Source organism: Spongiibacter marinus (assembly GCF_016906995.1).
GTDB classification, from domain to species: Bacteria; Pseudomonadota; Gammaproteobacteria; order Pseudomonadales; family Spongiibacteraceae; genus Spongiibacter; species Spongiibacter marinus.
Genome location: NZ_JAFBBD010000005.1, coordinates 1 through 16591 on the forward strand (window position 1 = coordinate 1; position 16591 = coordinate 16591).

The window sequence follows — 16591 nt, forward strand, 5'->3', positions numbered from 1 at the left end:
TGAGATGAACTGAGGATTGCTGCGTTTTACGCCGTTGACGCGGAAATTTGGCGATATTTTATAAAAGGGAGAGGTTGTGCAGACCTTCCCTAGGTATTTACCCCTATATTGGTCGGGGTGCTGAGTGGGTCACATCTTTAACAAGCGATGGCGTTCTTGATCGAGCGCATGTTTTGCTGGTGAGGGGCTGTGTTTGAATGGTTGCCTGGAAAGGAGAACCCCTATGCAAGCACTTCCCCATTTGTACACGGTCAGTGGTCGCGCCGAGTCGGCTTCAGACGTTAGCTTGAGCGCGGCAGGGCTGGAAACCCTGCTATCGGCACCGCCCGCTGAATTTGGTGGCCCGGGTGACAAGTGGTCGCCGGAAACGCTGTTACTGGCATCGATGGCCGATTGCTTTATTTTAACCTTCAAGGCGGTGGCCCGGGCCTCTCATCTTGAATGGTTGAGTCTGTCCTGCGAGGTCGATGGCACTTTGGAGAAAAGCGATGGTGCTGTCCGGTTTACGCGTTTCCTTACACGCGCTCGCCTGGAAATACCGGAGGGCGTCAGTGTGGAGGTGGCTGAGCGCCTGCTGCACAAATCTGAGAAAGCCTGTCTAATCGCGAACTCTGTCAGCGGCGAGAAGGTGTTAGAGGCGGCTGTCAGCGTGGCGACATAGTCTCTGCGATGGCGGTGTTGTGCACCTCAGCGGGACGTTGGCAGGCTGAGCGGTTATGCTTGGGCGCTAATACCGTTGATGAGACTGCCAATGAAAACACCTGCTATATTGTTGTGCGCATGCCTGTTCGCGATGCCGGGTTATGCGCAATCCGCTGATGAAAAACACGTACTGGTTGATAGCTTACTTGAGCTCACCGGCCAGTCAGTGTCGACCATCGCCAGCCAATTTTCCCGCCTGTTTAACGACAGTCTGACCCGTCAGTTGCGGGCCAGTTACCCGAATTTACCCGCAGCGGCGAACAGCGTGGTTAAAGAAGAGGTTGATGCGGTGATATACAGCCAGCTCATTGCCAGCGATGCCTATGCCAATGCGATGCGCGAGATTTACACGGAGGCATTGACCGAGCCTCAGCTCCGTGAGCTATTGACGTTTTATCGTAGTGACCTGGGAAAAACGCTGCTGCGCGTCACGCCGGCAATCAATGCGCGCAGCAGTCAACTGGGGCGAGAGTACGGTGAACGCCTATCTGCGGAGATTCGTCGTCGCGTTAGCCAGCGGCTAGAGAAGGAAAAGCTCCTCTGACGATTCGCGCTAGGGGTTAATGCGAATACAACGGTTATTAATTTGCCCGCAACCTAAAAGGCCCGTTGTAAGTGATAAAAGTGGCATGCGACGGACGTCCTTTAATGGTGATGTTGGCATGGAACGGTCGCATGAATTCCTGAAAATGACCCTCGATACGATGAGCGAGCATATCGCCGTCATCGACGAGACTGGTTTGATCCTATACGTAAACAGCCGTTGGCGGCAGTTTGCTGAGCAAAACGCTTGCACACCCCACTGCGAGTGGAAGGGGCAAAACTACTTGTCGGTGTGCGACCGCTCGGATGGTTTAACAGGCGTGGCGAATCGACGGTGTTTTGACGAGTTTTTGCGCTGGTGATGGGCAATACCTCTATTGAGCAAGCGCGGGTACTCCTTGAGCCTTTGAATGCCGCGATCAAGCAACTTGCCCTGCCAAACCGAGCGTCGCCAATAGCGTCGGTGCTCACCGCCAGTGTGGGCTTGGCCTGCTTGGCTCTCAGGCCTGACAGTAGCGAGGATGCGCTACTGGCCTTGGCCGATGCGCAACTCTATGCCGCGAAGGCTGCCGGGCGTAACCAGCTTGCGGCGGCGAGTTGAGGTATGCCTAGTGATGCCTTACAGATCTAAGTATTACCCCAGATGGCTGTCTCTACTATAACAGCTACCCTATGGTGCAAATTTTTCTATAAGGATTGTTGTTATGAAGGGATTCGCTCCTTTTGTTTGTTTGGGTATTTTGTCGTCTCCAGTGTTGGCGAATAAGCAAGATCCTGTCGTCTATGTGGGTGCAATCTACTCTCACATACTCTACGAGGCTGGTGATTTTGACGGTGATCTAGCTGCCTACGGTGCTTTGTTGGGTTTCCCCGTAAACGAGCATTTTGCAATTGAGCTACGTTATTTGGTCGGTGAAGAGGGGGAAACCACGAACGTAGGAAGCAGCGTAGACGTTAATGATATGTTGGGTGCCTACCTTCGCGCTGGTATGCCTCTTTCGGATCGCCTCTATCCTTATGCGTTGCTCGGTAAAAGTAAGTTTGAACTAAATGGCGGCGCCCCAGGTGATGGCGGTAAGAGTGGGTTGAGTTACGGCTTGGGTATGCAGGTTTCTTTTACTGAGTCGCCAGCGCTCATCAATATCGAGTATGCGAGTTTGCTAGACAGGGACGACTACGAGTTGGCTGGTCTCACAGTAAGTCTGCAGGTGCAGTACTAGCTATCATAGGGCGGCGGACGCTCACAACGTTGCCGCCAATGCGATGAGCTGTTCGCGTAGCCAGCGATGCCCCGCGTCGGCGTTGGCGCTGCGGTGCCAGTAGAGCGTCATATCGAGTGTGGGGGTAAGCACAGGCAGGGGTTGCAGCGCTAAGCCGAGCAAGTCGGCGTAGCGCTCACCCAGTTGCTGGGGAAGGGTGAGCAGTAGCGATGATGCAGCCACAACGTGGCAGGCTGCATGGTAGCTCTGACCGCGTACCTGCACCTGACGTTTGAAGCCCTGTTGCTGTAACTGTATATCCTCAAACAGCGCTCCCTCCCGCCGCCCGGAAACGCCGATATGTCGCGCCTGCAGGTAGCCTTCCATGGTGAGAGCGTGCGCGGCCAGTGGATGGTCCGCACGCATCAGTACGCAGAGTGGCTCACTGCGCAAGGGGCGCTGCTCAATACTGCTGTCGACAGTCTGGGGAACATCCACCGCTAATGACAACTCCCCAAGGGCGAGGTGGCGGCTGAGTTGATCCCGACGCAGCCGCCGACTGTGCAAAGAAAGCCCGGGTGCACTTGCTGAAAGTTGCTTGATCAGTGGCGGCAGCAGCAGGAATTCCATGGTGTCGCCCAGACCTAATACAAAGCGCCGCTGTGAGGCGCTTGGCTCAAAATGCTGCCCGCGGTGCACGCTGTCTTGCAACAAACTCAGCGCGGATTGGATGTCGTCGGCGATGGCGTCAGCGACCGGCGTTGGCGCGATGCTACGACCACGCCTGATGAACAGGGGGTCGTCAAAATGTTCGCGCAGGCGCGACAGGGCGTTGCTCACCGCCGGTTGGCTTAGGTGGAGGTCGCGGGCGGCTTCCGTTAACGAGCCAGCGCGGTAGATCGCGTCAAAAACGCGAAAGAGATTCAGGTCCATGGCGGCCACTCAATTCATTCATAATTAGAATAATAACTGATTTATAAAATAAATTAGACTGATGTTTTGAGTCGCCGTAATCTGGTTGGCTAAACCCGTAAGGAGCCGATCATGGATTTCAGTCTCAGCCCTCGTGCCCAGGACTTGCGCGACCAAGTTCGTCATTTCATTGATAACCATATTATGCCCGTTGAAGAGGCCGTACTGCCGGAGTTGCTGCTTAGCAAACACGGCGGTGACTGGGGGCAGTGGTCGGTGTTGCCGCAGGTGGAAGCACTGAAGGAGAAAGCCCGCGAACTTGGGTTGTGGAATCTGTTTTTGCCCGATGCCGAATTCGGCGCCGGCCTGTCAGTAAGCGAATATGCGGTGCTTGCCGAGCAAATGGGGCGTTCGCATTTTGCGCCTGAAGTCTTTAACTGCAATGCGCCCGACACCGGCAATATGGAGGTGTTGTGGAAGTATGGCAGCGAGGCGCAGAAAGCCCGCTGGCTCACCCCGTTGCTGAATGCTGAAATTCGGTCGGTATTTTTCATGACCGAACCGGATGTTGCTTCTTCCGATGCGACCAATATGGAAGCCACCATAGCGGTAGACGGCGACGAGCTGGTGCTCAACGGTAAAAAATGGTGGTCGACAGGGGTGGGTGATCCGCGCTGTGAAGTCGGCGTATTTATGGGGCTGAGCAACCCCGATGCCGCGCGCCACAGTCGCCATTCCATGGTGTTGGTACCGATGAATACGCCAGGCGTGACCATCAAACGCATGCTGCCGGTGTTTGGCGGCTTTGATGAGCCTATCGGTCACGGCGAGGTGTGGTTTGACAATGTTCGCGTGCCTAAAGACAACTTGATTTTGGGTTTGGGGCGCGGTTTTGAAATTGCTCAGGGCCGACTGGGGCCGGGACGTATTCACCACTGTATGCGCGCCATTGGCGCCGCTGAACGCGCATTGGAGTTAATGATTAAGCGCGGTCAGTCGCGGCAGGCCTTTGGCAAGCCGCTGATTAAGTTGGGCGCCAACCCCGAGCGTGTTGCCGACCTGAGAATTGCCATCGACCAAGCCCGATTGCTCACACAATACGCCGCATGGAAGATCGACCAAGTCGGCGCCATGGCGGCGCTCAGCGAAATTTCTGCGATCAAGGTGGTCGCGCCCAATGTGCTGCAAAATGTCGTGGATGAAGCCATTCAACTATATGGCGGAGCGGGCCTAAGCAATGACACGCCGCTGGCATCCATGTTTGCAATGGCAAGGGTATTGCGCATCGCCGACGGCCCAGATGCGGTGCACCGCAATTTGATTGCCCGACTAGAATTTACCAAATACAACACACCCTAAGACGAGGCACAGAGATCACTATGGCAAGTATGACAACGCAGGCTCCGCGCGTATTTATTACCGGCGGCGCATCGGGATTGGGGCGCGCCTTGGCCGAGCGCTATGCGCAGGCGGGTTACTGGGTGTGCATCGGCGATATCCATAAGGAGCGCGGTGAAGAAACCCTGCAAGCGCTTCAGGCGGTTACCACCGCGCAATATTTGCACTGCGATGTGCAGCGTGAAGACGATCTGCAGTCTGCCGCTGATTGGCTGCGCCAGCACTGGTCCGGTGTGGATGTGGTGATCAACAACGCTGGGGTTGCCACGGCCGGTGCGATAGATGAGCAGAGCATGGAAGACTGGCAGTGGGTAATGGACATCAATGTGTTGGGTGTGGTGCGCGGTTGCAAGGTGTTCACGCCGCTGTTGCGCCAGCAGGGCGGTGGCCACTTGGTGAATGTGGCGTCGCTGGCAGGGGTGATACATCCACCGAAAATGGCGTCCTACTGTGCAACCAAAGCGGCGGTGGTGGCGTTATCGGAAACGCTGACCCTGGAGCTGGATAGCGACAATATTGCCGTTTCGGTTGTGTGCCCGGCGATCTTTCGAACCAACCTGGCAGAATCGCTGCGCGCCTCAGACCCGACGTCGACGGTATTAACTCAGAAGTTGGTTAACAAGGCGAAAGTAAGCGCTGACGAGATTGCCGAGAAGGTATTTCGAGGGGTGGAGGAGAAGCAGTTTAAAATTCTTACCCACGACGACAGCAAGCGTTTGGTGATGCTAAAACGCCTGCTGCCCTATCGCTGGTTTCGTAAAATTATGCTGAAAAATACCGCGGGCATGATGCGCAAGCGCTGATTAGACCAGTGCCAGCAGTGCATTCACTGCCATGCCGAGCACGGCCAGACTGCTTAGCGCAAAAATACTGAATCGCAGCATCACCACGTTGCTGGTGCTTTGCACGATGCTGTGAGCGATGCGGCATGCCACATAAAACCAGGCGAGCGCCAGGTTAATGCCATCGCCCTGGCCAAGCATAGCCAGCACGATTGCCGTGGCATAAAAGATAGTCGGTTGCTCCATTAGGTGGTTGTAGTTGTCCGCCTTCCATTGAATGCGCTTGTCCATCATGGTTGCCAGCTCGGCGGTGCGCTCGCCAGTGCTGGGCGGCATGCGCGCTTTTCGCATCGCCGGGAGTCGCGCCATGGCCATCCAGCTGAGCATAACCATGCTCCACAGCACCAGGATGATCACCGGCAGTAAAATGGGAGAGGCGTCCATAGTCTTTTCCTTTGTTGTGATTTTTATCGATGTGGCCGCTTTGGCCTGAAGCGAATATAACAATATCCATGTGAATAGAAATGAGATCGGGGGACGTTATGTTTAGAAGGAATGTGTTGATTACCGGCGCCAGCTCGGGCCTTGGTGAGGGCATGGCGCGGGCGTTTGCTGCGAAGGGCTGCAACTTGGCGCTGTGCGCACGGCGGGTTGAAAACCTGGAGGCGATTAAATCGGACCTTGAGGCAAAACACCCCGATGTTCAGGTGCTGATTAAAGCCCTGGATGTGTGTGACTATGAGCAGGTGTTTACCGTGTTTAATGCTTTTCGCGATGAGTTGGGTAGCCTCGATAGAGTGATTGTGAATGCGGGAATGGGTAAGGGTGCGTCGATGGGCACCGGGTATTTCCACGCCAACCTTCGCACCGCACAGACTAATTTCACGGGTGCCTTGGCGCAGTGCGAAGCGGCAATGACCATATTTCGCGAGCAAAATGCCGGGCATTTGGTCACCATCTCTTCAATGAGTGCGCTGCGTGGCATGCCGCGTGCCATCAACATTTACGCTGCTACCAAAGCGGGGTTGCGCACCATGACAGAGGGGCTGCGCGCCGATGTTATTGGCACGCCGATCAAAGTGAGTTGTATCCTTCCGGGCTTTATTCTCACGCCCATCAACGAAGATCTGAAAAAAGCGCCAATGCGGGTCGACCTGGAAACGGGGTGCAAGGCCTTGGTCAAGGCTATTGAGAAAGAGCCGGGCGAAGCCAAAGTGCCGGGTTGGCCCTGGGTGCCGATGGGGTGGTTAATGAAGGTGTTGCCGCTGAGCGTGGTTGCCAAAATGACCTGACGGGGCTTGCTTTGCTGGCGCCGCGCGGTTGAATGCGGTTGCCCGTTTTCTTGCCGCTGGCGGCTAATTTAAGCCTTGCCAGCGGCGTCGGATTGCCAATGCTCGCCCCTTTCGGTAACGTTCGCTCACATTTTGTTTGCCGCCTAGGGCGGTTTGTCGTGTATTCAGGAGTGACCATGGCGCAATTCGTCTACACCATGAATCGCGTGAGCAAAGTCGTGCCACCCAAGCGCGAGATTCTCAGCGATATTTCCCTTTCTTTCTTCCCGGGTGCCAAAATCGGTGTGCTGGGCTTGAACGGTGCCGGTAAGTCTACCTTGCTGCGCATTATGGCGGGGGTTGATACTGAATTTAATGGCGAGGCGCGCCCGCAGCCGGGTATCAAGATTGGTTACCTGCCCCAGGAGCCAGAGCTGGATCCGAGCAAAGACGTGCGCGGCAATGTCGAAGACGGCGTGGCAGAGGCGAAAGATGCGCTGGCCGAGCTGGATAAAGTCTACGCCGCCTACGCCGAGGCTGACGCCGACTTTGATGCGCTGGCCAAGCGCCAAGCCGAGCTGGAAGATATTATTCAGGCGACCGATGCCCACAACCTGGATCACAAGCTGGAAGTGGCGGCCGATGCCCTGCGTCTGCCACCCTGGGATGCCGACGTAACAAAAATCTCCGGTGGTGAGCGCCGCCGTGTCGCGCTGTGTCGCTTGCTGTTGTCGAACCCGGATATGCTGCTGTTGGACGAGCCGACCAACCACTTGGATGCCGAATCGGTGGGCTGGTTGGAGCGCTTTTTATGTGACTTCCCCGGCACCGTAGTGGCGATCACGCACGACCGCTATTTCCTCGATAATGCCGCCAACTGGATTCTGGAGCTCGATCGCGGCCGCGGTATTCCCTACGAGGGTAACTATTCCGACTGGCTGGAAGCCAAGGAACAGCGCCTGGAGCAAGAGGCCAAGTCGGAGGCGTCGCGCAAAAAAGCAATTGCCACCGAGCTGGAGTGGGTGCGCAGTAACGCTAAGGGGCGTCAAAGCAAGAGCAAGGCGCGTCTGGCGCGCTTTGAGGAAATGCAGTCGCAGGAATTCCAGTCGCGCAGCGAGACCAATGAGATCTACATTCCACCGGGCCCCCGCTTGGGCGATAAGGTGATTGAGGTGAATCACGTTAGCAAGGGCTACGGTGATCGCGCGCTGATTAACGATCTTAGCTTCAGTATTCCCAAGGGCGCGATTGTGGGTATTGTCGGCGGTAACGGCGCCGGTAAGTCCACCCTGTTCCGCATGATCAGCGGAAAGGAACAGCCTGATTCCGGCAGCATTGAGTTGGGCGAGACGGTGAAGCTGGTATCGGTAGAGCAAATGCGCGATGCCCTCGATGACAGCAAAACCGTGTGGGAAGCGGTGTCTGATGGCTTGGATGTATTGCGCATCGGCAGCTACGAAATCCCCTCGCGGGCCTATATTGGCCGCTTTAACTTCAAGGGCAGTGACCAGCAGAAGCGCGTGGGTGAGCTGTCCGGGGGTGAACGCGGTCGACTACAATTGGCCTGCACGTTAAAAGAAGGCGGCAATGTGTTGCTGTTGGACGAGCCATCCAACGACCTCGACGTGGAAACTCTGCGTGCACTGGAAGACGCCATGCTGGACTTCCCCGGTTGCGCGCTGGTGATCTCCCACGATCGCTGGTTCCTCGACCGAATCGCCACCCACATTTTGGCCTATGAGGGCGACAGTGAGGTGGTGTTCTTTGAGGGCAATTACAGCGAATACCACGAGGACTTTGTGGCGCGCAAAGGCAACAATGCTGCGCCCAAGCGCATGAAGTACAAAAAACTAAAATAGTGCTGCCACCATGCGCGGCGGCAGCAATTGCCCTCGCGCACCGATAAAAGCCGCTTTTATTGGTCTAGCGGCCATTTTTACGCTCCTGATATTTGCTGTATCGCGCGGGGTAGGGGAAAATAGCGCCCTCTTTGCCGCCATCACAATTTCAGGAGCTCCCGATGCCTTCACGTAGCGACCTCGCTAACGCCATTCGCGCTTTGAGTATGGACGCCGTCCAGAAAGCCAAGTCCGGTCATCCGGGTGCGCCCATGGGCATGGCCGATATTGCCGAGGTGTTGTGGCGCGACTACTTGCAGCATAACCCGGCCAACCCTGAGTGGGCCAACCGCGACCGTTTTGTGCTCTCCAATGGTCACGGCTCCATGCTGATCTACTCGCTGCTTCACCTGAGCGGTTACGACCTGTCTATCGATGACCTGAAAAACTTCCGCCAGCTGCACAGCAAAACCCCCGGCCATCCTGAATACGGCTATACCCCCGGTGTTGAAACCACCACTGGGCCGCTGGGCCAGGGCATTGCCAACGCGGTGGGCATGGCCACGGCTGAGAAAATTCTCGCGGCGCAGTTTAACCGCGACGGCCACGACATCGTCGACCACTACACCTATACCTTTATGGGCGATGGCTGTCTGATGGAAGGTATCTCCCACGAGGTATGTTCACTGGCCGGTACCCTGGGCCTGGGCAAATTGATCGCTTTCTACGACGACAATGGCATTTCCATCGACGGTGAAGTGGAAGGCTGGTTCAGCGACGATACCCCCAGACGCTTTGAAGCCTACGGCTGGCAGGTGATCCCAGCGGTCGACGGCCACGACAGCGATGCCATTGCCGCTGCCATTGAGGCGGGTCGCGCCGAGCCGAACAAGCCCACACTGATCTGCTGCAAAACGGTCATTGGTAAGGGCTCGCCCAATAAGCAGGGCAAAGAAGAGTGCCACGGCGCGCCACTGGGCGATGACGAAATTGCCCTGACTCGCGAAGCGCTTAACTGGCCCCACGGCAGCTTTGAGGTGCCTGAAGATGTCTACAGTGCCTGGAGCGCTCGTGAGCGCGGCGCCGCTGCCGAGCAAGCGTGGAATGAAAAGTTTGCCGCCTACCAGGCTGCCCACCCAGAGTTGGCGGCTGAATTTGAGCGCCGCGTGCGCGGTGACTTGCCCGCCGACTTTGCCCAAAAGGCCGATGCTTTTATTGCCCAGTGCCAAGACGAAGGTAAAGAAGTCGCCACCCGTAAAGCGTCGCAGCTGTGTCTGGATGCCTACGGCGAGATGCTGCCAGAACTGCTTGGCGGCTCGGCCGATTTGGCGGGCTCCAACCTCACATGGTGGAAGGGTTCCAAGGCGGTTGAAGCCGACGATGCCAGTGGCAACTACCTGCACTACGGCGTGCGCGAATTCGGTATGTCGGCCATGATGAACGGTATTGCCCTGCACGGTGGTTTTATCAACTACGGCGCGACCTTCCTGGTGTTCATGGAATACGCCCGCAACGCGGTACGTATGGCGGCGCTGATGAAGCAGCGCAGTATCTTTGTTTACACCCACGACTCCATCGGCCTGGGTGAAGACGGCCCGACTCACCAACCAATCGAGCAAATTGCGTCACTGCGTGGCACCCCGAATATGGCGCTGTGGCGCCCCTGCGATATGGTCGAATCGGCCGTGGCCTGGCGCAGCGCACTGGAGCGCGCCGATGGCCCGACGGCACTGATCTTTACCCGCCAGGGTTTGCCTCATCAGAACCGCAGCAGCGCTCAGGTTGCCGCCATTGCTCGCGGCGCCTATGTATTGAGTGACTGCGAGGGCGAGCCCGAGGCCATTATTATTGCCACCGGTTCGGAAGTGAAACTGGCGATGGCAGCCCAGCAACAGCTGGCTGAAAATGGTCGCAAAGTACGCGTAGTGTCTATGCCCTGCGCCGAAGCCTTTGAAACGCAAGACGGCTACTATCGCGAGTCGGTATTGCCTAGCAACGTATTGGCGCGCGTCGCCGTTGAAGCCGCGCACAAAGACTATTGGTACAAGTACGTTGGCCTGGACGGCCGTATTGTCGGGATGGACAGCTTTGGCGAGTCGGCGCCGGCGGGTGAACTCTTCAAGCACTTTGGTATTACCACCGAGGCGGTGGTTGCTGCTGTTGAGGACTGCATAGGCGAATGATTCGACTGGCGATCAATGGCTATGGGCGCATTGGGCGCTGCGTATTGCGGGCGCTCTACGAGTCGCCAATGCGCGACGCCATGCGTATTGTGGCCATTAACGAGCCTGCCGATCTGGACACCATCGCGCACTTAACGCGCTACGACAGTACCCACGGCCGTTTTGTGGGTACGGTGGAAAAAGGTGTCGAGTGTTTGCGCATTAACGGTGACGAGATTGCCGTGAGCCACTGCACCGCGCTGCGCGATGTTGACTGGAGTCGGCACAACATCGATGTGGTGCTGGAATGCAGTGGTACCCTCGGCAGTGAGGCCGCACTCCATGAACACCTGGAGCGGGGGGCACGGCATGTGTTGTTGTCGCAGCCGGGTGAGGCGAGTATTCCGACCTATGTGTTTGGCTTAAATCACCACGGCCTGACCAGCGAGCAGCGGGTGATCTCCAATGCCTCGTGTACCACCAATGGCATTACCCCGGTCATCGATGTGCTACACCAGGCCTTTGGTGTGCGCTCGGGTTGTATTACCACCATTCACTCGGCAATGAACGACCAGCCGGTGTTGGACGCCTATCACCACACCGACCTGCGCAAAACGCGCGCGGCGGGTATGTCGATGATTCCGGTCGATACGGGATTGGCGGCGGGTATTGGTCGCATCTTGCCGGATCTGGATGGCCGTTTCGCGGCGCGGGCGGTGCGTATTCCCACGCACAATGTCTCGGCGATGGAGCTGAGCGTGACCCTGCAATCTCGGGTGTCACCCAGCGATGTGAATGCGGCCCTGCAAATGGCCGCGCGCGGTCGGCTGAGCGCTGTACTGGGGGTGAGCGAGGAGCCGCTGGCGTCCTGTGATTTTAACCACGATCCGCGCTCCGGTATTGTCGATGCCGGGCAAACGCGGGTGGCGGACGAGCTGGTGAGTGTCTTCACCTGGTTCGACAATGAATGGGGCTATGCCAACCGTATGTTGGACATGGTCGCACACTGGCTGCATTAGGCGGCACTGTTAGCGTGCCCCGGGCAATGTTGCTGTGGGTACACAGATCTGCACAAGCAGGCGAGTTTAGTTCGGTAAACGGATAGTGAAACGGGAAGTGTTATGAACGTATTGAAAATGCGTGATTTGGATCTGGCGGGCAAGCGTCTGCTGATACGTGAAGATCTGAACGTGCCCATCAAGGATGGAAAAGTGAGCTCCGACGCTCGTCTGCGGGCGGCCCTGCCAACCTTGAAACTGGCGTTGGAAAAAGGGGCCAAGGTGATTGTGATGTCTCACCTCGGGCGCCCGACTGAGGGTGAGTTTGAAGAAAAATACTCAATGCGCCCTGTAGCGGACTACCTCAGTGATGCCCTCGGCCAGCCGGTACCGCTGGTAGCCGATTGGCGCGACGGCGTAGAGCTGGAGGCCGGGCAACTGGTGCTATTGGAAAACGTTCGCTTTAATCCCGGCGAAAAGAAAGATGATGAGTCCCTGGCCAAGGCCTATGCCGCGCTCTGCGACATCTTCGTTATGGACGCCTTCGGTACGGCCCACCGGGCGCAGGCGTCGACCCACGGTGTTGCCAAGTTTGCGCCAACGGCCTGTGCCGGCCCGCTGCTGGCCAATGAGCTGGAGAACTTGGAAAAGGCTTTGGCTAACCCTGCGCGCCCGATGGTTGCCATTGTCGGTGGTTCAAAGGTTTCCACTAAGCTGACCGTATTGGAAACACTGTCTGACAAAGTGGACCAGCTGATTGTTGGTGGCGGCATCGCTAACACTTTCCTGGCGGCGGCGGGCTACAACGTCGGTAAATCGCTTTGCGAGGACGACCTGATTCCACAGGCAAAAGCGCTAATGGAGAAGTGCGATATCCCGCTGCCCAGCGATGTAATGACGGGTAAGAAGTTCGACGAGAACGAGCCGGCAACATTGCGCCCAGTGGAAAATGTCGGCGACGACGACATGATTTTTGATGTTGGCCCGGTTACCGGCTCCGTGCTGGCGGCCATTCTGCGTCAGGCTGGCACCATCATTTGGAACGGTCCGGTGGGTGTATTTGAATTCGACCAGTTTGCCGATGGCACCGAAGACATTGCCAACGCGATCGCTGAGTCAGACGCCTTCTCGATAGCGGGTGGTGGCGATACGCTGGCGGCGGTAGACAAATTTGGTATTGCCGACAAGGTGTCCTACATTTCGACCGGGGGCGGCGCCTTCCTCGAATATGTTGAGGGCAAAGTATTACCGGCAGTTGCGGTACTGGAAGAGCGCGCCAAGTAAGCGCGCTCGCCGATCAATAATTCATATTTAAAATACTGAAAAGGGAACTCACATGGCACTTATCAGCATGCGTCAAATGCTGGATCACGCCGCAGAATACGGCTATGGCGTACCGGCATTTAATGTCAATAACCTGGAGCAAACCCGCGCCATTATGGAAGCGGCGAGAGAAACCGACAGCCCAGTGATCATGCAAGCCTCGGCTGGGGCGCGAAAGTATGCTGGCGCGCCTTTCCTGCGTCATATGATTCTTGCGGCGATTGAAGAATTCCCTGAAATTCCCGTAGTGATGCACCAGGATCACGGCACCAGCCCCGCCGTTTGTCAGCGCTCGATTCAACTCGGCTTCAGCTCCGTAATGATGGACGGCTCGCTGCGTGAAGATGGCAAAACGCCCTCCGACTACGACTACAACGTCGATGTTACCCGCACGGTTGTCGACATGGCTCACGCCTGTGGTGTTTCCGTTGAGGGTGAGTTGGGTTGTCTGGGGTCGCTGGAAACCGGGCAAGCCGGTGAAGAGGACGGCGTGGGTGCAGAGGGCACCTTGTCTCACGAGCAGATGCTTACCGACCCCGAAGAAGCCGCTGACTTCGTTGCCAAAACGGGTGTGGATGCGCTGGCTATTGCCTGTGGTACCAGCCACGGTGCCTACAAATTTACGCGTCCGCCCACTGGCGATATTCTGGCGATCGACCGTATTAAAGCTATCCATGCGCGTATTCCCGACACGCATTTGGTAATGCACGGCAGCTCCAGTGTGCCTCAGGAGTGGCTGGCGATCATCAATGAGTTTGGCGGTGAGATTCCCGAGACATACGGTGTGCCCGTTGAGCAGATCGTCGAGGGCATTAAATACGGTGTGCGCAAGGTCAATATCGATACCGATTTACGCCTCGCGTCCACGGGTGCGGTACGTCGCTTTATGGCGCAAAACCCCAGCGAGTTTGATCCGCGCAAATACCTGAAAGAAACCATCAAGGAAATGAAGGCAATTTGTGTTGCACGCTACGAAGCCTTCGGCACGGCCGGCAATGCCTCCAAAATTAAACCTGTTAGTTTGGAAGCGATGTTTGGCGAGTACGAGTCGGGTCGTTTAAACCCAAACATTAAATAATCGCGGCGCGCATCGCGCACTGGTGATTAAAAAGCCCGGTACTGCCGGGCTTTTTTTTGCCCTTTATTTTGTGCCTGCAGACGGGGCACACTAGGGCCCGCGAAAAAGAATAAACCTAAGGACCTTGCTATGCCGTGGCCCGATAATATCGACCAAGAGAACCTTCCTTCGCTCAGCCCTTTGTCGTTGCAATCGACCGTCAACAGCCAGCCCTGGCTGCCGGAATACTGTGCTTACTATGGCATTGACCTTGAAAAGGACTATGCGGGTTTGCGCCATTACATTGGCTATTTCGAGGCGGAGGGCGAGCGCATTGCCACGCAGGTATTTAAGTTGCCCAACGCGCAGCGCACCGCGTTTGTTTATCACGGCTATTACGACCATGTGGGTTTGTTCAACAATGTAATCAATTACTGCTTGAAACACGGTTGCAGTGTGGTGGCTTTCGACCTGCCGGGTCATGGCCTTTCCAGTGGTGAGCGGGCATCGATAGACAGCTTTTTTCGCTACCGCTCCGTATTGCGCGCCGCCTTTGCCGCGGTGGCCCCTTTCGAGCTGCCACCGCGACGCTTTGCCATGGCCCAAAGTACGGGTTGCGCCATTGTCGGCTCGCATATTCTGGATGGCGGCAGCGATGACTTTGAGCAGGTGATTTTAATGGCGCCGCTGGTGCGCCCGCGCGCGTTTTGGTGGGGTAAGCCCGCGCACAGTATCTTGAAGTATTTCCTTCACAGTCTGCCGCGGCGCTTTGCCGACAATTCCGACGACCAGGCCTTTCTGGAGTTTTTGCGCGAGCGCGATCCGCTTCAGCCGCGCATATTGCCGGTAGCCTGGGTGGGAGCGTTGAAACAGTGGTTGCCGTGGTTTCACGCTCAGCCAGCGTGTGACTGCCCGGTATTGATACTGCAGGGTGACGCCGATGACACGGTGGATTGGCAATACAATTTGCCCGTGCTGAGGAAGAAATATCGTCGCTTGCGCGAGGTGATTATTCCCGGCGCGCGCCATCACCTGGTAAAGGAGGGCGAGCACTACCGCGCACAAATTTGGCAGGCCTGTGACGCGTTTTTGTTTGCCGACCAAGCAGAATAAAAAACGGAGCCGTAAGGCTCCGAAAGAGGGTATCGAGATAAGTCGATATTAAGACCGGGTGGAAATCTAAAAAGTTCCGTTTACATCATGGTTTGTGCAATGCCTTCAATATCCAGGATCATTTGTACCGTGCGCGACGCGGGACCCAGATCAAAGTCGATGCCAAAATCCTTCAGGGCGAATTCAGTGGTGCCGGTAAAGCCTTGGCGGTAGCCACCCCAGGGGTCTTTGCCGCCGCCAATTTCTGTCACATCAATACTAATTTCACGAGTTACGCCGTGTAGCGTCAGCTCGCCTTTCAGTTCGGCCTTCCCGTTACCCTTAGGGATAAATGCAGTGCTTTCAAAGCGGGCCTGAGGATACTTCTCGACGTTAAGGAAGTCCTTGCCGCGCAAGTGCTTGTCGCGTTCGGCATGGTTGCTGTTGACGCTGGCAGTATCAATGACAACGGTCACATCCGAGTCTTCGGGCTTTTTGGGGTCGTAGCTAAAGCGGCCTTCGAAGTCGTCAAAGCGACCGTGCAACCAGCTGTAGCCCAAGTGCTTGATCTTAAATTGAATGAAGGCGTGGGCGCCGGCGGTGTCGATTTTGTATTCGGTGGCGTGAAGGTTACCGCTCAGGCCAATGAGCAGGGCGGCGGTGAGTGAGAGTAAGGTTTTCATACATACATCCTCTGTTATTGAGTGGTGAGCCAGTGCTGAAACTACTTCGACCGCGAGTCCGGTGCTTGGTTGGCAAGTCCGAGCATTTTTTTCAGGGTGTTGTCGCGGTTGTAAAAATGGTGCTTGAGGGCCGCCAGTGCGTGCACACCGGCCAGCAATACAATGGCCCAGGCAAGAATCTCGTGAATCTCGCCAGCAACGTCTTCTTGGTTGGGCAGGTCCTGTACGGTAGCTGGCACACTAAACCAATTAAAAACCTCGATGGCACGCCCGTCGGCGGTTGAGATCAGATAGCCAGCAAGCATCATCACGACTAGCATGGCATACAGGCCATAGTGGGTGAGGTGTGCGCTCAAACGTTCCCAGCGCGGGATGTTCGGTGGGCCCTGCGGTGTGGGGTTGGTCGCGCGCCACAGCAGGCGAAAGACCAGCAGCGCCAACAGGATAAGGCCGATGCTTTTATGAATATGGGGGGCGCGCTGGTACCAAGTGTCATAGTAGCCGAGGTCGCGCATCCACAAGCCGAGCCCGAACATGGCGAAAATGGCCAGGGCCATGCCCCAATGTAAGGCGATGCTTACCCAGCCGTAGCCGGTGCTGGTATTTCTAAGGGGCATAAGACTCGCGTCTC

Annotated in this window: 18 protein-coding genes; 14 read left to right on the top strand and 4 right to left on the bottom strand. The window is 56.5% G+C overall.

Annotation, left to right across the window (positions count from 1 at the left end; genetic code table 11):
• Window positions 1-223 precede the first annotated feature (223 nt).
• From HNR64_RS08395 to HNR64_RS08415, 5 genes are all read left to right on the top strand, one after another.
• On the top strand, window positions 224-661 hold the full coding sequence (locus HNR64_RS08395; RefSeq protein WP_204996070.1) for an OsmC family protein: 438 nt from the start codon (window positions 224-226) through the stop codon (window positions 659-661).
• Window positions 662-751: 90 nt separating this feature from the next.
• Entirely contained in the window at window positions 752-1246 is a 495-nt protein-coding gene (locus HNR64_RS08400) for a DUF2059 domain-containing protein (RefSeq protein WP_204996071.1), read from the top strand.
• Between the two features lie 118 nt (window positions 1247-1364).
• Window positions 1365-1607, top strand: a complete 243-nt coding sequence (locus HNR64_RS08405) for a PAS domain-containing protein (RefSeq protein ID WP_204996072.1) — start codon at window positions 1365-1367, stop codon at window positions 1605-1607.
• Window positions 1607-1846, top strand: coding sequence for a diguanylate cyclase domain-containing protein (locus HNR64_RS08410; protein WP_239547754.1), 240 nt, complete (start codon window positions 1607-1609; stop codon window positions 1844-1846). Before HNR64_RS08405 ends, HNR64_RS08410 begins: the two co-directional genes overlap by 1 nt.
• A gap of 103 nt (window positions 1847-1949) precedes the next feature.
• The gene (locus HNR64_RS08415) at window positions 1950-2465 is read left to right on the top strand and encodes an outer membrane beta-barrel protein (protein WP_204996074.1); all 516 of its coding nucleotides are present in this window, start codon (window positions 1950-1952) and stop codon (window positions 2463-2465) included.
• 21 nt (window positions 2466-2486) lie between these two features.
• Here the strand turns inward: HNR64_RS08415 and HNR64_RS08420 are convergent, their stop codons facing one another.
• Window positions 2487-3377 (bottom strand): LysR family transcriptional regulator, encoded by an 891-nt coding sequence (locus HNR64_RS08420; protein ID WP_204996075.1) that lies wholly within the window; start codon window positions 3375-3377, stop codon window positions 2487-2489.
• 111 nt (window positions 3378-3488) lie between these two features.
• Between HNR64_RS08420 and HNR64_RS08425 the strand changes: the two genes are divergently transcribed.
• Together HNR64_RS08425 and HNR64_RS08430 are read left to right on the top strand one after the other, a co-directional pair.
• A complete protein-coding gene (locus HNR64_RS08425) occupies window positions 3489-4715 on the top strand; it encodes an acyl-CoA dehydrogenase family protein (protein ID WP_204996076.1) in 1227 nt (408 codons plus the stop codon).
• Between the two features lie 20 nt (window positions 4716-4735).
• Window positions 4736-5557, top strand: coding sequence for an SDR family oxidoreductase (locus HNR64_RS08430; RefSeq protein ID WP_239547739.1), 822 nt, complete (start codon window positions 4736-4738; stop codon window positions 5555-5557).
• Here the strand turns inward: HNR64_RS08430 and HNR64_RS08435 are convergent, their stop codons facing one another.
• Window positions 5558-5980, bottom strand: coding sequence for an MAPEG family protein (locus tag HNR64_RS08435; RefSeq protein ID WP_204996077.1), 423 nt, complete (start codon window positions 5978-5980; stop codon window positions 5558-5560). It lies immediately after the preceding gene.
• A gap of 98 nt (window positions 5981-6078) precedes the next feature.
• Here HNR64_RS08435 and HNR64_RS08440 point away from each other — a divergent pair, with 98 nt between their 5' ends.
• The 7 genes from HNR64_RS08440 to HNR64_RS08470 all read left to right on the top strand — a co-directional run bounded on the left by HNR64_RS08440 (window position 6079) and on the right by HNR64_RS08470 (window position 15298).
• Entirely contained in the window at window positions 6079-6828 is a 750-nt protein-coding gene (locus tag HNR64_RS08440; protein ID WP_204996078.1) for an SDR family oxidoreductase, read from the top strand.
• Window positions 6829-7004: 176 nt separating this feature from the next.
• On the top strand, window positions 7005-8666 hold the full coding sequence (gene ettA / locus HNR64_RS08445) for an energy-dependent translational throttle protein EttA (RefSeq protein WP_027875150.1): 1662 nt from the start codon (window positions 7005-7007) through the stop codon (window positions 8664-8666).
• Between the two features lie 161 nt (window positions 8667-8827).
• A complete protein-coding gene (gene tkt / locus HNR64_RS08450) occupies window positions 8828-10828 on the top strand; it encodes a transketolase (protein ID WP_204996079.1) in 2001 nt (666 codons plus the stop codon).
• Entirely contained in the window at window positions 10825-11826 is a 1002-nt protein-coding gene (locus tag HNR64_RS08455; RefSeq protein ID WP_204996080.1) for a type I glyceraldehyde-3-phosphate dehydrogenase, read from the top strand. The genes tkt and HNR64_RS08455 overlap by 4 nt, the downstream gene beginning before the upstream one ends.
• 102 nt (window positions 11827-11928) lie before the next feature.
• A complete protein-coding gene (locus HNR64_RS08460; protein WP_204996081.1) occupies window positions 11929-13089 on the top strand; it encodes a phosphoglycerate kinase in 1161 nt (386 codons plus the stop codon).
• A gap of 52 nt (window positions 13090-13141) precedes the next feature.
• Window positions 13142-14206, top strand: a complete 1065-nt coding sequence (fba, locus tag HNR64_RS08465) for a class II fructose-bisphosphate aldolase (RefSeq protein WP_204996082.1) — start codon at window positions 13142-13144, stop codon at window positions 14204-14206.
• Window positions 14207-14335: 129 nt separating this feature from the next.
• Entirely contained in the window at window positions 14336-15298 is a 963-nt protein-coding gene (locus HNR64_RS08470) for an alpha/beta hydrolase (RefSeq protein ID WP_204996083.1), read from the top strand.
• An 80-nt stretch (window positions 15299-15378) separates the two neighbouring features.
• On the opposite strand, the gene HNR64_RS08475 is transcribed toward HNR64_RS08470, so the two are convergent.
• Window positions 15379-15960 (bottom strand): YceI family protein, encoded by a 582-nt coding sequence (locus HNR64_RS08475; protein WP_204996084.1) that lies wholly within the window; start codon window positions 15958-15960, stop codon window positions 15379-15381.
• Between the two features lie 41 nt (window positions 15961-16001).
• Entirely contained in the window at window positions 16002-16577 is a 576-nt protein-coding gene (locus HNR64_RS08480) for a cytochrome b (protein WP_204996085.1), read from the bottom strand.
• Window positions 16578-16591 lie beyond the last annotated feature (14 nt).

Coding starts and splice junctions, on each gene's coding strand:
- HNR64_RS08395 (WP_204996070.1), top strand. CDS start 224: ATGCAAGCACTTCCCCATTTGTACACGGTCAGTGGTCGCGCCGAGTCG.
- HNR64_RS08400 (WP_204996071.1), top strand. CDS start 752: ATGAAAACACCTGCTATATTGTTGTGCGCATGCCTGTTCGCGATGCCG.
- HNR64_RS08405 (WP_204996072.1), top strand. CDS start 1,365: ATGGAACGGTCGCATGAATTCCTGAAAATGACCCTCGATACGATGAGC.
- HNR64_RS08410 (WP_239547754.1), top strand. CDS start 1,607: ATGGGCAATACCTCTATTGAGCAAGCGCGGGTACTCCTTGAGCCTTTG.
- HNR64_RS08415 (WP_204996074.1), top strand. CDS start 1,950: ATGAAGGGATTCGCTCCTTTTGTTTGTTTGGGTATTTTGTCGTCTCCA.
- HNR64_RS08420 (WP_204996075.1), bottom strand. CDS start 3,377: ATGGACCTGAATCTCTTTCGCGTTTTTGACGCGATCTACCGCGCTGGC.
- HNR64_RS08425 (WP_204996076.1), top strand. CDS start 3,489: ATGGATTTCAGTCTCAGCCCTCGTGCCCAGGACTTGCGCGACCAAGTT.
- HNR64_RS08430 (WP_239547739.1), top strand. CDS start 4,736: ATGGCAAGTATGACAACGCAGGCTCCGCGCGTATTTATTACCGGCGGC.
- HNR64_RS08435 (WP_204996077.1), bottom strand. CDS start 5,980: ATGGACGCCTCTCCCATTTTACTGCCGGTGATCATCCTGGTGCTGTGG.
- HNR64_RS08440 (WP_204996078.1), top strand. CDS start 6,079: ATGTTTAGAAGGAATGTGTTGATTACCGGCGCCAGCTCGGGCCTTGGT.
- ettA (WP_027875150.1), top strand. CDS start 7,005: ATGGCGCAATTCGTCTACACCATGAATCGCGTGAGCAAAGTCGTGCCA.
- tkt (WP_204996079.1), top strand. CDS start 8,828: ATGCCTTCACGTAGCGACCTCGCTAACGCCATTCGCGCTTTGAGTATG.
- HNR64_RS08455 (WP_204996080.1), top strand. CDS start 10,825: ATGATTCGACTGGCGATCAATGGCTATGGGCGCATTGGGCGCTGCGTA.
- HNR64_RS08460 (WP_204996081.1), top strand. CDS start 11,929: ATGAACGTATTGAAAATGCGTGATTTGGATCTGGCGGGCAAGCGTCTG.
- fba (WP_204996082.1), top strand. CDS start 13,142: ATGGCACTTATCAGCATGCGTCAAATGCTGGATCACGCCGCAGAATAC.
- HNR64_RS08470 (WP_204996083.1), top strand. CDS start 14,336: ATGCCGTGGCCCGATAATATCGACCAAGAGAACCTTCCTTCGCTCAGC.
- HNR64_RS08475 (WP_204996084.1), bottom strand. CDS start 15,960: ATGAAAACCTTACTCTCACTCACCGCCGCCCTGCTCATTGGCCTGAGC.
- HNR64_RS08480 (WP_204996085.1), bottom strand. CDS start 16,577: ATGCCCCTTAGAAATACCAGCACCGGCTACGGCTGGGTAAGCATCGCC.